Raw genomic sequence first — 13,567 nt, 5'->3', positions numbered from 1 at the left:
GCTGTCAACCCTGAAACCTCGCCCCCGAACCCGCGCAACCAGGAGCCAGCGCGAGGCCGGCGTCAGCCGGGGGTTGATAGCGGGCGGCCACGCCAAGACACTGGATGGCCAGCGGGGATGCAACCCCCGCGCAAGCTCACGAGGCAGGAACCTTGTCCAGGAAGCCGTAGACGGCCGCGAGCTTGCCGTTCTCCGCGACCGCCACGTCGAAGCCGACCACCAGAGGCTCCTCCGCGCCGGGCGCGCCCAGGTTCCACTGGAAGCGCGCGGTGTTGTGGTGGGCGTCGACCGGGCCCGCGAGGCTGAACACCAGTCCGGCGAACTGTTGCTGGACGGCCGCGATCGTCGTGTCGATCGCCTCGACTCCCCGGGCGTCGACCAGCGGGTCCGTGTAGCCGGCCTCGGCGCTGTACAGCTCGTCGATCTTCGATCGGCGCGCGGCCGGGTCGGTTTCGTTCCACACGTCGATGTAGCGCTCGGCAAGGTTCTGAAGATCGGTGCTCATGGCTGCCTCCCTGGCGTCGTCCGTCGTCTTGCGGGTGACACCAGGTTGGCAGCCATGGTGAGGCAAATCGATTCCCTCAGAGGTAATGGGATCAGCGCTTGAGGACCACCTTCAGTGCGTTGTGCTCGCCGGCGTTGGCGAACACGTCGTAGGCGTCGAGGATCGCGCCCAGCGCGAACTCGTGCGTGCCGAACATCTCCGCGGGCAGCCGGCCGTCCCGGACCAGTGACAGCAGCATCGGCACGGTGACCGTGTCGACCAGGCCGGTCGTGATGGTGATGTTCTTGATCCAGAGCTCCTCGAGGTGCAGTGTCGCGGGCGCGCCGTGCACGCCGATGTTGGCGATCACGCCGCCGGGCCGGACGATCCGCGCGCACGTCTCGAACGTCTCCGGGACGCCGACCGCCTCGATCGCCACGTCGACGCCCTGGCCGTCGGTCAGCTCGGCCAGCGCGGCGTCCACGTCGTCGTCGGCGTTGATCGTGTACCCGGCGCCGAACTGCTTCGCGTGTTCGAGCCGCGACGCGACCTTGTCGATGGCGACGACCCGGCTCGCGCCGTGCAGCCCGGCGGTCATGATCGCGGCGAGCCCGACCGGTCCGGCCCCGACCACGGCGACCGTGTCACCCGGTTTGACCTGCCCGTTGCGGATTCCCACCTCGTAACCGGTGGGCAGGATGTCGGCGAGGAACAGCGCCTGGACATCGGTGACACCACTCGGCAGCCGGTGGACGCTTGTCTCGGCATAGGGCACCCGGGTGTACTCGGCCTGCGTGCCGTCGATCAGATGGCCGAAGATCCAGCCGACGCCGCCCACGGTCAGGCAGTGGCTGGGCATCGCGCGCTTGCAGTTCGCGCACCGGCCGCACGAGGTGATCGCGGGCACCAGGATCCGGTCGCCCTCCGCGAGCGAGTTCACCGCCGAACCGGTGGCCACGACCGTCGCCACGGCTTCGTGACCGAGCAGCCTGCCGGGCGTCACCGCGGGCACGTCGCCCTTGAGGATGTGCAGGTCGGTGCCGCAGATCGTGGTCGTGTCGATCTGGACGATGACGTCGGTGGGTTCGGACACCGTCGGGTCCGGGACCTCGTCCCAGGATTTCTGGCCGGGACCGTGATAGACCAGCGCCTTCATCTCGGACTCTCCAATGCGCTCGTGAGGTGATGTAGCTCACGGTGGCCGCATGCGACCGGGTCGGTCGTCTCATCCTGCGAAAAGGTGTTCGCATCGCCACCCGGCGGCGGGGTAGCGTGCGGTCCGTGCACCGGTGCTTCCCGATCACTCCGCCGCCCGCCTCCTGAGCGGGCTCATCACCCTCGGCGCGGTCTGACTCCGCGTTCGTTTCCGGCTTCCCATGCCGTGGCTCGGCCTTCGGTGCGCCCGCTTCCGCGACCATCCGTTCATTCCTGTCGCAGGAGCATGCATGTCCACGTCCTGTTCTTCCGGCGCCGTCGCGCGCCCGTCCACCTCCGCCCGTGACCTCTGGTGCGTCGTCGGCGCCGGCCTGCTGTGGGGCACCGGCGGCCTGACCGGCGCGCTGCTCGGCAAGGTCGCCGGGCTCGACCCGCTGGCCATCGCCACCTACCGGCTCCTCGGCGGCGGGCTCTCGCTGCTGGTCGCGTTGGCCTGCCTCGGCCGGTTGCCCCGGCTCGGCCGGTCCGCCTCGGTGCGGGTCCTGGCCGTCGGGGCGCTGAGCGCGCTGTACCAGGCCTGCTACTTCGCCGCTGTGGCGTTCACCAACGTCGCGGTGGCCACTCTGATCACCCTCGGTTCGGCGCCGGTACTGGTGATCGTCGCGGAGACTGTGCAGCAGCGGCGACGACCGAGCACAGGGTCACTGACCGCCATCGCGCTCGCGCTGCTCGGCCTCGGTCTGCTCGTCGGCGTGCCCGGCGACGGCGCTGGCGCGGGGTTGCTGCTCGGAGCCGTGCTCGCGGTCGTCTCGGCGGCAGGGTTCGCCGCGTTGACGCTGGTCACCAGGCGGCCCGTACCGGGGTTGGACGCTCGCGCGACGGTCGGCTACGGCTTCACCGTCGGCGCGGTGCTGCTCACCGCCGTCAGCGTGCCGACCGTGGGAATGGGGTTCGCGCCGGACACGGCGTCGGTGGGCCTACTGCTCTACTTCGCCTGGATCCCGACGGCGCTGGCCTACGCGCTGTTCTTCCTCGGGCTGCAACGCGGCGTGAGCGCGAGCTCGGCGGCGGTCGTCGCGGTCCTCGAACCGGTCACCGCGACGCTGCTGGGCGTTCTGGTGCTCGGCGAACACCTGACCCTCGTCGAGGCGGTGGGCGCCGGCCTGCTGTGCCTCGCGGTCCTGGTCGCAGGTCTGCGCAGGTAAAACCCCGTGAGTGGCGAGTGGTCCTATAGGACCACTCGCCACTCACGGGTTAGAAACGGTCTTCGCCGGTGAGTTCGTGTTCGAGGGCGTCCGCGCCCTTCACGACCAGCTGGAACGGCTGGTCGAAGCCGCCGAGCGACATGTCGGACAGGCTGGCCGAGTGCCGGAACAGCGCGACGCCGTCGGCGATCACCACGCCACCGACGACCGACTTGCCGGCCAGCTCCAGCAGCCGACGCAGGTCGACGTCGTCGGCCTTGGCGATCGCGGACTCGATCATGATCCAGCCGGACTCGTCCGACGTGCCCTCGGGATCCAGGTGGTGCACCGCGACCCGTTGCGTGCGGTCGCCCTCCGTAGGGAGGTGGAAGCGCAGGGTCCGGTCGGTCTGCTGGAAGATCTCGTACCGCACCCGGACGTAACCGATGAGATCAAGCCATGTGGTCGCCACGCCCGCAACTTAGCGCACTCGGACCGAGTGAATTCAGCGCGTTGTCACCTGGCGGATGTAGTGTCCGGATTCGTGGCTGAGCTGACACCGGAGATCGATCCGAGTGAGGTCGGGCTGGACGCCGATCGGCTGTCCCGGATCGACCGACACTTCCAGCGTTACGTCGAGGACGGCCGGTTGGCCGGCTGGTCGGCGGTGGTGACCAGGGGCGGCAAGATCGCGCACGTCGGCATGCACGGCCAGCGTGACGCCGAGGCCGACCTGCCGGTCCAGGCCGACACGCTGTGGCGCATCTACTCGATGACCAAGCCGATCACCTCGGTCGCGGTGATGATGCTGGTCGAAGAGGGTCTGATCGAGCTGAACGACCCGGTCAGCCGCTACATCCCGGCGTTCGGCGCTGGCCGGGTGTACATCAAGGGCTCGGCGATGAAGCCGGTGACCGTGCCGATCACCGAGCCGATGCGGGTCTGGCACCTGCTGACCCACACCTCGGGCCTGACCTACGGCTTCCACCACACACACCCGACCGACGCGATCTACCGCGCGCACGGCTACGAGTGGGGCGTTCCCAAGGGGGTCGACCTCGCCGGCGCCTGCGACGCGTGGGCCGGCATGCCGCTGGCGTTCCAGCCCAGCGCCGAATGGAACTACTCGGTCTCGACCGACGTGCTGGGCCGCGTCGTCGAGGTCGCCTCCGGGCAGTCTCTCGACGAGTTCTTCGCCCAGCGGATCCTCGAACCGCTCGGCATGACCGACACGTCCTTCTCGGTGTCCGAACAGAACGTCGAGCGGCTCGCCGCGCTGTACAGCCCGAACCCGCAGACCGGCCGGTTCATCCGGAACAAGGCGATGGGCGACGCCGTGCTGACCCCGCCGACCTGCCTGTCCGGTGGTGGCGGCCTGGTGTCCACCGCCGCCGACTACCACCGCTTCACCCAGATGCTGCTGAACGGCGGCGAGCTGGACGGCACCCGTCTGCTGGGCAGCCGCACGGTCGACTACATGACGCAGAACCACCTGCCCGGCGGCGCCGACCTGGAGGAGTTCGGCCGCCCGCTGTTCGCCGAATCCCCGCTGCTCGGCACCGGGTTCGGTCTGGGATTCTCCGTCGTCATCGACGCGGCCGAGGGCAAGGTGCTCAGCAGCCCCGGAGAGTTCGCCTGGGGTGGCGCGGCGAGCACCGCGTTCTGGGTCGATCCCGCCGAGGAGCTGACCGCGCTGTTCTTCACCCAGCTGCTGCCGTCCAGTACGCACCCGATCAGATCGCAGCTGCGCACGCTGGTCTACCAGGCGGTGGTGGACTGATGCTGGCGCTCGTACTCAAGGTCGTCGTCAACGCGATCGCGCTGTGGGTCTGCACGCTGGTGATCCCCGGCATCGCGGTCGGCGGGTCCGACCAGGGCACCTGGATCGGCACGCTGGTGCTCGTGGCGGTCATCTTCGGCCTGGTCAACGCCGTGATCAAGCCGGTCATCAAGACGATCGGCTGTGCGTTCTACCTGCTGACCCTCGGGCTGATCGGGTTGATCGTCAACGCGCTGCTGTTCCTGCTGGTCGGCTGGATCGCCGACCAGGTCGGGCTGCCGTTCGAGGTGAGTGGCTTCGTCGCGGCGTTCTTCGGTGCGATCGTGATGGCGATCGTCGGATTCATCCTGCACCTGGTCATCCCGGACCGGTTCGACCAGAAGGGCGGGCTCGGCTGACATGGCGGAGCGGATCTGGTTGGTCACCGGTGCCAGCAGCGGCTTGGGCCGGGCCATCGCGGAGGCGGCGCTCGGCGCGGGGGACACGGTGGTCGGTGCGGCCCGCCGCGCCGGCGCGCTGGACGACCTGGCCGATGCGTACCCCGGCAGGGTCGACTCGATCCGGCTCGACGTGACCTCGCCGGATGCGCCGTCGGTCGTCGACGAGGTCGTGGCACGGCACGGGCGCATCGACGTGCTGGTCAACAACGCCGGGCGCACCCAGGTGGGGGCGCTGGAGGAGACCACCTCCGAGGAGCTGCGTTACCTGTTCGACCTGCACTTCTTCGGCCCGGCCGCGCTCACCAAGGCGGTGCTGCCGCACATGCGGCGCGCCGGGGGAGGCGCGGTCGTCCAGATGTCCAGTGTCGGCGGGCAGACCACCTCGTCCGGCTTCGGCGCGTACTGCGCGACCAAGTTCGCGCTGGAGGGTCTGACCCAGTCCCTCGCGCAGGAGGTCGACTTCGGCGTGCGGTTCCTGATCGTCGAGCCGGGCGCCTTCCGCACCGGTCTGTTCAATCCCGGCGCGGCGTACCTGTCGGCCGAGATGCCCGAGTACGCCGACACGGTCGGTCCGATCAGGCAGTACGTCACCACCGGCGACGGCGAGCAAGCGGGCGACCCGGTGAAGGCGGCGGCCGCGATCCTCACCGCTCTCGACTCCGACGACCCGCCGCTGCGTCTGGCGCTGGGTGCGGACGCGGTGGACGGCATCCGTACCGAGCTGGCCGGGCGCGGCTCGGACCTGACGGCCTGGGAACACGTCTCCCGGGCCACCGCGTTCGACGCCTAGGCCGCTTCGGTGATGACGATGTTCGTGCGGCCCGCCCGCTGACGCAGCTCCAGCCACGGGCGGTACTGCTCGGACTCGTAGAACGCTCGCAGCTCGGTCATCGAGGGGAACTCGATGAGGACCATGTCGCCGGGCTCCCAGCTGCCTTCCAGCGCTCGGGTCTGGCTGCGGCGCAGAAGGTACCTGCCGCCGAACGACTCGACGATTCCCGGGACGGTCGCGCCGTAGCCGGCCATCGCGTCGAGGTCGTTGTAGCCCGACTCGGGATCGGTCGACATCAGGTAAGCCGGCATGTCCTGCCTCCAGATCGCAGTGTCCAGACTCACCGGTCTGGTTTCTTGGTCAGTCTAGTACGACTAGCAAAATAGACCGGCGAGTATGCTTCTGCCATGGCTGGGGTCGCTCGTCGGGGGCGTATCGACAAGCGGCAGGCGATCCTGGACGCGGCCTTCGTGGTGTTCGCACGCGAGGGGTACGCGCTCGCCGCGATCGACGTCATCGCCGCCGAGGCGGGTGTCGCCAAGGCGACGGTGTACAGCCACTTCGGCGACAAGGAGACCCTGCTGCACCAGGCGGTCGCGGCGCAGGCGGATCGGGCGCTGGCCGAGAACACCGAGGTGCTGGCTCGGCTCACCGATGACGGCGAGCTGAGCGAGACCCTGCGGGACGTCGGCTACCAGCTGTTGCGGTGCTTCCGCGACGACCGCTCCATGGCGATGCGCCGGCTGCTCTCCGCCGAGGTCCACCAGTTTCCCTGGCTGATCGACATCGTCCAGGTCGGCGCGGCGGACAAGGTCATCGATGCGCTGGCCGACCGGCTGTCTCGCCTGACGGTCGCCGGAAGGCTGCGGATGACCGATCCGGTCCTGGCCGCCGAACAGCTGGCCTCGCTGCTGACCGGGTCGATGGACCGGCGTTCCCGTTTGGGCACCCGCCCGGTGCCCGATGCGGAGCTGCGCCTGGTGACGCGAGCGGCGGTCACGACGTTCCTGCGGGCCTACGCCCCGAGCTAGCTCGGGCGGCTGCTCCGGGTGCGGCGAATCGGGCACGAACGTACAAGACCGGCGGGCTTCCTACGGTGAGGATCGAGGGCATGACCAGTGCACCTGTGAACCTGACCGCCGCGCTCGCCTCGTTCGACGCGGTGTACAGCCCTCGGATCGTCGCGCGGATGAACGACTACGACGTGCGGATCGCGCACACCCTCGGCGAGCACGTCTGGCACGTGCACGAGGACACCGACGAGTTCTTCCTCGTGCTCGACGGCGAGTTCACCGTGGCGATGCGCGACGCGGACGGGACCGAGACGCACGTGGTGCTTCGCCAGGGCGACACGTTCGTCGTGCCGAAGGGCACCGAGCACAAGCCGTCCTCGACCGGTGCCTCGATCCTCATGTTCGAGCCGTCCGGCACGTCCAGTACGGGCGACCGCCACGACGACATCCCGGACCACGTGGACAGCACCACCGGCCACCGGCTGTGAGTGGCGCGGCCGGTCATAGGAGGCCGCGCCACTCACGGGGTCAGGCGACCGGAGCCGGCACCAGCGCGGCGGACATCCGGTCGAAGCCGCGCAGGTTGGACGTGGGCCGCCGGTGCGGCGTGCCGACCAGCGTCAGGTCCGGATAGCGCGTGTAGAGGGCACGCAGCGCGACCTCACCCTCCATCTTCGCCAGCGCGGCGCCCAGGCAGTAGTGGATGCCGCTGGAGAACGCGAGGTGCTTGCCGGCGTTCGGTCGCGTGACGTCGAACGTGTGCGGGTCGTCGAACACCTTCGGATCCCGGTTGGCCGCGCCCAGCAGGACCACGACCAGCTCCTCCTGGCTCACCGGAACACCGGCGATCTCGGTGTCGCGCAGCGCCCGGCGGGCGGTGCGCTGCACGGGCGAGTCGATGCGCAGCATCTCGTCGACCGCGTTCGGCCACAGCGACGGGTCCTCGGCGAGCAGCGCACGCTGCGCGGGGTGCTCCTGCAGCAGCGCGATGCCGTTGCCGATCAGGTTGACCGTCGTCTCGAAACCCGCAGCGAGCACGAGCAGCGACGTGGACAGCAGCTCGGTCTCGCTCAGCCGTTCGCCGTCGGTGTCGGTCGAGGTCACCAGGTCGGACAGGATGTCCTGGCCGGGATTGCGGCGCAGCGTCTCGAAGTGCCCGCGCATCCAGTCCAGCAGCGCGTCGATGCCGCGCTGGGCCTCCAGGAACTGCTGACGGCTCATTCCGGGGTCCAACGACGCGGCCGCGCCGTCACCCCAGGTGAGGAACTGGTCCTTCATCGCGATGGGCGCGCCGAGGATCTCGCAGATCACGATGACCGGCAGCTGCGAGGCGTACATCCGGACCAGGTCGACCGGCTCGCGCACGCCGCGTCGCTCGATCTCGTCCAGCAGCTCGACCGCGACCTCCTCGGTGCGGTCCCGCAGCGCCTTGACCGCCCTGGCGGTGAACGCCCGGGTCACGAGCTTGCGATAGCGGCTGTGGTTGGGCGGGTCGACGGCCAGCATCGACGGCGGCTCGATGACGCTGCGCGCGGCACCGGAGGCCGACGCCGCGAGCAGTCGCCGGATCGGCCGGGGCGCACCGCCGAACGACGCGGTGCCGAAACTCTCGGCGCGCAGCACCTCGGTGGCCGTGGCGTGCTGCACCGTGAGCTTGCCCGCCAGACCGGCGGCGAACGGCTTGTCGGTGCGCAGTTCTTCGTAGTGCGGGTACGGGTTGAGCTGGATGGCGCGGTCGGTCAGGAACCGGGTGTTGGTGTTGCCCTTGCGAGCTTCACGCTTCATCACGAGCCGGATCAGCCCGTGCGTCAACGCCCACCGCGCTGTGTCCGGAAGCTGCATGATCGTCCTCCGAGGTCGATCGGGAACCAGATACGTACACTGTACGTCTGTCGGCTCCGGGCGCGCCAGCCTCAGATCGGCCAGACCTCCCGGCGGAACGCCGCGTCCCAGAACATCCACTCGTAGCGGGACGTCGTCACGAAGTGGTCCACGACCCGCCGGGTCTCGGTCTCGGACAGTGTCGTCCCGATCCGGTCGGTCAAGGCCAGCACGTCGTCGACGACCTTCTGGAACTCCTCGCCGCCGTACATCGCGATCCACCGCGCGTACAGCGGGTTCGGCGACGACCGGGTGAGCAGCTCCTCGCCGACGCGCGCGTAGATCCAGTAGCAGGGCAGCACCGCGCCGACGCCTTCGGCGAACGACCCGCCGTAGACCGTCGCCAGCAGGTAGCTGCTGTAGGCCTGGGTCGTGGGTGCTACCGGCGCGTCCTGGTCGAAGGGGGCGCCCAGCTCGGCCATCAGCTCGGCGTGCATGTCCTGCTCGGCGGCGATTGCACCGGCGGCGTGCTCGGCGAACATCACCGTGTCCCGCTCGGTCGGCGCCTTCGCGGCGCACACAGACAGGGCACGGGCGTAACCGCGCAGGTAGTGCGTGTCCTGCTCGATGTAGTGCCGGAACGACTCGGCCGGCAGCGTGCCGTCGGTGAGCCCACTGACGAACGGGTGGCTCAGTACGCCGTCATAGATGTGCTCGATCGCCGACCACAGCCGGCCGGTCAGCTTCTCGGAATCCGCCATACCGGCACGGTAGCCGCAAGTGGCGCTAGAGGCCGAGACCCCGGCTGCCACCCGAGCTGTCCGGGTAGTCGTAGGGGTTCGAGCTGCGCTTGTTGTCCTTTTCCTTGTCTTTGTCGTCGTCGTTCGAGCTGCTGCGCCGTGTGGTCTTCGGCTCCGAACGTGTCGTGCGCGGAGTCGTCCGGGTGGTGCGTGGCGGCGTCGTCCTCGGGGTCGGCCGGTAGGTCGTCCTCGGCGGGGGCGGCGGCACGTAGACGCTGGTGGGCGGCGGAGGAGGCGGTGGAGCGACGCTGGTCGTGGGTAGCGCCGAGGTGGTCGGCGGCGCCGCGCTGGTCGTGGGCAGGTCGGAGGCCTGCGACGCCGCGGTGTCCAGCGGCGCCTGCACGATCGGCACCGCGGAGCTGTCGCTGCCGTTGCCCAGCACGCTGAACAGCAGGATGCCGACCAGCACGACCGCGCCGGACAGGACCCAGGTCAGCCGCTTATTGGACCGAGCGGTCGCTTCCTCTTCCTCGGGAGTCGGCGGCTTCGGCATGGCCGGAGCGGGCGGCAGGGGCGGCATGAGAGTCGTCGCCTGCTCGCCGAACGACGTCGGGTCACCCCGCGACTCGTCGCCGTACGCCGGCTTCTCCGGCACTCCGGCGGCGGGCTGTGGCCCGCCGTCGGAGTCGGAGGCGTCCGGCGTACCCGTCCGGTCGAGAGCCATATGCAAGCCGCCCTGAATTGAGTGGAAGGAACCCTGAAGGGCTCATGCTGCCACCTGAATCGTGGCATGCGGGCGTGTCGCTACCGCAGGCGCTCCCTGAGTTCACGCTTCAGCACCTTGCCTGCCGCGGACACCGGTAGCGCGTCGGTCAAATGTATTTCGCGAATGTGCTGGTAGGGGAGCAAACGAGCGTTGACTTCGGTGCGCAGCTGTTCCGCGTCGAAACCTTCCGACCGCTCCGGTATCACAAATGCCACCGGAAGTTCTCCCGTCGCCGGATCCGGTTTGCCGACGACCGCCGCGGCGCGCACGCCCGGTCGGGCGAACAGCAGCTCCTCCAGCTGCCTCGGGTACACGTTGTAGCCCTTGTAGAGCAGCATGTCCTTCTTGCGGTCGACGATCGACAGATAACCCTCGTCGTCCAGCACCCCGATGTCGCCGGTGTGCAGCCACCCGTCGACCAGGGTCGCCTCGGTCTCCTCCGGCCGGTTCAGGTAGCCGAGCATGACCTGCGGGCCCTTGATGCAGACCTCGCCGGCCTCGCCGACCGGCAGCGGCTGCTCGGAGCCGTCCTCGCCGACCAGCTTGATCTGTGTGTCCGGCACCGGCAGCCCGACCGTGCCGATCTTGCGGACCGCCGAGCGCGCCGCCGGTCCCGACGTGGCGCCCATCGTGACCTCGGTGAGGCCGTACCCCTCGGTGACCGGCACGTCCTCGCCGAACCGGGCGCGCATCACGTTGATCAGCTCCACGGCCAGCGGCGCGGCGCCGGAGGTGATGCCCCGGACCTCGCTCAGGTTCCTGGTGGCGAAGTCCGGGTGCGCGATCAACGCCGCGAACAGCGGGGGAGCGCCGGTCATCGAGGTGATCCCGAACTTCTCGCCGTCGGCGAGATAGCGGCCCGGGTCGAACCGCTCGTGCAGCACCTGGGTCGTGCCGGCCAGCAGCGCGATGTTGAGGCTGCCCACGGTGCCCATGGCGTGGAACCACGGCGTCAGGTTGATCGTCACGCCCGTGCCGACCTGGTTCGGGTACTCGGCCTCGTCACCGACCTGCTCGACCCACACCCCGCCGTCGGCGTCCACCCTCGGTTCGCCGCCGGAGCCCCAGCAGGCGTACTGCAGCGCGTTCACCACCACGTTGCGGTGCGGGATGCGCACGCCCTTGGACCGGCCGGTCGTACCGCCGGTGTAGGCGAGGTGTGCCAGGTCGTCGTGGATGTCGATCTCGACGTCCGGTCGGGTGGTCGGCGCGTCGGCGATGAACCGGTCGAAACCGTCCTCGCCGTCGGAGCCGACGAGCACGACCTGACGCACCGCCGTCTGCGCCCGGACCGCGGCCAGCGCCTTGCTCGCCGGGTCGAAGCTGACCGCGAGCACCGCGCCGGAGTCGATGAGCTGCGCGGCCAGGTCGGCGGGCGGCAACAGCGGGTTCGCCGGGGTGTAGGTCGCGCCGGACAACAGGATCCCGTGGTAGGCGATGGCGTACTCGAGACGGTTCGCCAGATGGACGGCGACCACGTCACCCCGGGAGACACCGGCGCCGTGCAGCGCGTTCGCGAATGCGCAGGCCTTCCGGTACAGCTCACCGAAGGTCAGCTCGGCGCCGTCGGCGTGCAGCGCGACACGGTCCGGCCAGCGGGCGGCCGTACCGGCCAGGATCGAACCGGCGGGAACCTCGGGGTAGGTCAGGCTCGACGGTGAACTGACGATCAACGGGCACCTCCGGGGGTGAACGCAACGGGCAGATGTTTGATGCCGTTGATGAACGACGACTTCAGGCGGACCGGCTCGGCGGTCGCGTGGATGTCCGGGATGCGGGTGAGCAGCTCGCGGAACATCACGCTGATCTCCCTGCGCGCCAGGTGTGCGCCGAGACAGAAGTGCGGGCCGGGACCGCCGAAGCCGATGTGCGCGTTCGGCGAGCGCAGCACGTCGAACTTCTCGGGCTCGAGGAAGTATTTCGGATCACGGTTGCCCGCCCAGTAGAACAGCAGCACCTTGTCGCCCGCGCTCAGCTCCTGGCCGCCCAGCGCGGTGGCCTCGGCGACCGTGCGGCGCATGAACATCACCGGCGATGCCCACCGGACGATCTCCTCGACCGCGGTGGGGGTGACCTTGTCCAGATCGGCGAGCCAGCGCTCCCGCTGCTCCGGGTACCGGGTCAGCGCGGTGATGCCCCAGCTGATCGCCGTCCTCGTCGTCTCGTTGCCGGCCACCACGAGCAGGATGAAGAACGAGGCGAGCTCGTCCGGGGTCAACGACTCCCCGTCGATCTCCGCGTTGATGAGCGCCGAGATCAGATCATCGGTCGGGTTCTCGGCGCGCAGTGCGGCCAGCTCACGGACCAGGTTCGTCAGATCACCACCGGCCTGCAGCAGCGCGGTGAAGATGTCCGTGCCCTCCGGGACGTACTCCGGGTCGGTCGCGCCGAGGATCACGTTCGTCCGGTCGAACACGAAGTCGTGCTGGCTCTCCGGAATGCCCATCATGTCGCACACGATGGTCAGCGGCAGCCGCGCCGAGATCGACCGCACCGCCTCGCACTCACCGGCGTCGATGATGTCGTCCACGATGGTGCTCGCCACCCGGCCGACGTTCTCGGTGAGCGCGTCCAGCCGTCGCGGTGTGAACCCCCGCGACACGATGCGGCGCAGCCTGCTGTGCCTCGGATCGTCCATATTGATCATGGAGCCGTAGAACTCCAGGAACTCCTTCGGCAGGTCCGCGATGTTCGTCGCGCCCTGCCCCGAGGTGAACAGCTTCGGCCTGCGGCTCGCTTCCGCGATGTCGTCCAGCCTGGTCAGGGCGTAGTAGCCGGGGCCGGCCGGGATCGCGCGGTTGATCTCCCGCTCGGCGAAGAACGGCAGACCGGGCTGGTCACGCAGTGCGTTGAACACGGCGTGCCGCTCCTCGATCGGCCGAGTCCAGAATCCGTCCAGGTCCGAAAGGTCGACATCAGTGTCGGGTTGTGCGCGGCTCATGCTTGAACACTCTGCCGTACGGCGTACGTTTCTGCCTGTTTCGCGCGCCATCGTTCCCGGAAGGCCCTCCGGGCCGACCGGGAACGATCCAGGCGGCTCGCCTAACGGCTCGCTGCCTGGGCTTTTTCCTCGCGGGCCCCTCAACCCTTCGGGCTGAGGGGCCCACTCGGAAAAATGTCGCCTTCGGCGACGCGCGCGCTTGGTGCCCCGGCTTGGGAGCCGCCCCTCATGTACTACCCGCCTTCGGCGGAACCCCTCCGGGCGCCTCTGCGGGGCCACCTATGCACCGTGCCCCACCACACTCCCGGTGCAAGCTGAGGGCGCTCCAGGCGCCATGCGCACCCCACGACGCACACCCTCGGGCACACAAGGACCCGTGAGTGTTTTGGGTTGCCAGGGCAACCCAAAACACTCACGGCTTTTTCGGCTGCGGGTGTACATGCGTCTGTGAAGCCGGCTCCGCGAGTCTCC

General features: G+C 69.3%; 15 protein-coding genes. 6 read left to right on the top strand and 9 right to left on the bottom strand.

The window, feature by feature from the left end; translation table 11 throughout:
• Positions 1-136: 136 nt before the first annotated feature.
• The gene (locus G406_RS0136585) at positions 137-505 is read right to left on the bottom strand and encodes a nuclear transport factor 2 family protein (protein ID WP_028937684.1); all 369 of its coding nucleotides are present in this window, start codon (positions 503-505) and stop codon (positions 137-139) included.
• Between the two features lie 91 nt (positions 506-596).
• Positions 597-1,640, bottom strand: a complete 1,044-nt coding sequence (locus G406_RS0136580; RefSeq protein WP_028937683.1) for a zinc-dependent alcohol dehydrogenase family protein — start codon at positions 1,638-1,640, stop codon at positions 597-599.
• Positions 1,641-1,929: 289 nt separating this feature from the next.
• Between G406_RS0136580 and G406_RS0136575 the strand changes: the two genes are divergently transcribed.
• The gene (locus G406_RS0136575; RefSeq protein ID WP_028937682.1) at positions 1,930-2,844 is read left to right on the top strand and encodes a DMT family transporter; all 915 of its coding nucleotides are present in this window, start codon (positions 1,930-1,932) and stop codon (positions 2,842-2,844) included.
• 49 nt (positions 2,845-2,893) lie between these two features.
• Here G406_RS0136575 and G406_RS0136570 read toward each other — a convergent pair whose 3' ends face one another.
• Entirely contained in the window at positions 2,894-3,295 is a 402-nt protein-coding gene (locus G406_RS0136570; RefSeq protein ID WP_028937681.1) for a hypothetical protein, read from the bottom strand.
• Positions 3,296-3,367: 72 nt separating this feature from the next.
• Here G406_RS0136570 and G406_RS0136565 point away from each other — a divergent pair, with 72 nt between their 5' ends.
• Genes G406_RS0136565 through G406_RS0136555 form a run of 3 tightly spaced genes read left to right on the top strand, consistent with a single transcriptional unit; the run spans position 3,368 to position 5,833 of the window.
• Positions 3,368-4,603: a serine hydrolase domain-containing protein gene (locus G406_RS0136565; RefSeq protein WP_028937680.1), complete on the top strand. Its 1,236-nt coding sequence runs from the start codon at positions 3,368-3,370 to the stop codon at positions 4,601-4,603.
• On the top strand, positions 4,603-5,001 hold the full coding sequence (locus G406_RS0136560) for a phage holin family protein (protein WP_037080306.1): 399 nt from the start codon (positions 4,603-4,605) through the stop codon (positions 4,999-5,001). The genes G406_RS0136565 and G406_RS0136560 overlap by 1 nt, the downstream gene beginning before the upstream one ends.
• A 1-nt stretch (position 5,002) precedes the next feature.
• Positions 5,003-5,833, top strand: a complete 831-nt coding sequence (locus G406_RS0136555) for an SDR family NAD(P)-dependent oxidoreductase (RefSeq protein WP_028937678.1) — start codon at positions 5,003-5,005, stop codon at positions 5,831-5,833.
• Here G406_RS0136555 and G406_RS54905 read toward each other — a convergent pair.
• Positions 5,830-6,126, bottom strand: coding sequence for a DUF1330 domain-containing protein (locus G406_RS54905; protein WP_156935335.1), 297 nt, complete (start codon positions 6,124-6,126; stop codon positions 5,830-5,832). The two genes, G406_RS0136555 and G406_RS54905, sit on opposite strands and share 4 nt — an antisense overlap.
• 96 nt (positions 6,127-6,222) lie before the next feature.
• On the opposite strand from G406_RS54905, the gene G406_RS0136545 reads away from it, so the two are divergent.
• Positions 6,223-6,846 carry a TetR/AcrR family transcriptional regulator gene (locus tag G406_RS0136545; protein WP_028937677.1) on the top strand — a complete coding sequence of 208 codons (624 nt, stop codon included), beginning with the start codon at positions 6,223-6,225 and terminating at the stop codon, positions 6,844-6,846.
• Between the two features lie 80 nt (positions 6,847-6,926).
• Positions 6,927-7,316, top strand: a complete 390-nt coding sequence (locus G406_RS0136540) for a cupin domain-containing protein (protein ID WP_028937676.1) — start codon at positions 6,927-6,929, stop codon at positions 7,314-7,316.
• Between the two features lie 40 nt (positions 7,317-7,356).
• Here the strand turns inward: G406_RS0136540 and G406_RS52100 are convergent, their stop codons facing one another.
• From G406_RS52100 to G406_RS0136515, 5 genes are all read right to left on the bottom strand, one after another.
• Positions 7,357-8,670, bottom strand: a complete 1,314-nt coding sequence (locus G406_RS52100) for a cytochrome P450 (RefSeq protein ID WP_037080304.1) — start codon at positions 8,668-8,670, stop codon at positions 7,357-7,359.
• 71 nt (positions 8,671-8,741) lie between these two features.
• A complete protein-coding gene (gene tenA, locus G406_RS0136530; RefSeq protein ID WP_028937675.1) occupies positions 8,742-9,410 on the bottom strand; it encodes a thiaminase II in 669 nt (222 codons plus the stop codon).
• Between the two features lie 25 nt (positions 9,411-9,435).
• Entirely contained in the window at positions 9,436-10,113 is a 678-nt protein-coding gene (locus tag G406_RS0136525; protein ID WP_028937674.1) for a hypothetical protein, read from the bottom strand.
• A gap of 80 nt (positions 10,114-10,193) precedes the next feature.
• A complete protein-coding gene (locus tag G406_RS0136520) occupies positions 10,194-11,828 on the bottom strand; it encodes a class I adenylate-forming enzyme family protein (RefSeq protein WP_028937673.1) in 1,635 nt (544 codons plus the stop codon).
• Positions 11,825-13,096 carry a cytochrome P450 gene (locus G406_RS0136515; protein WP_028937672.1) on the bottom strand — a complete coding sequence of 424 codons (1,272 nt, stop codon included), beginning with the start codon at positions 13,094-13,096 and terminating at the stop codon, positions 11,825-11,827. The genes G406_RS0136520 and G406_RS0136515 overlap by 4 nt, the downstream gene beginning before the upstream one ends.
• Positions 13,097-13,567 lie beyond the last annotated feature (471 nt).

This window comes from Actinospineispora spinosispora DSM 44797, assembly GCF_000429025.1.
In the GTDB taxonomy this organism is placed as follows: Bacteria; Actinomycetota; Actinomycetes; order Mycobacteriales; family Pseudonocardiaceae; genus Pseudonocardia; species Pseudonocardia spinosispora.
This window is presented reverse-complemented; position numbering and strand designations above follow the sequence as displayed.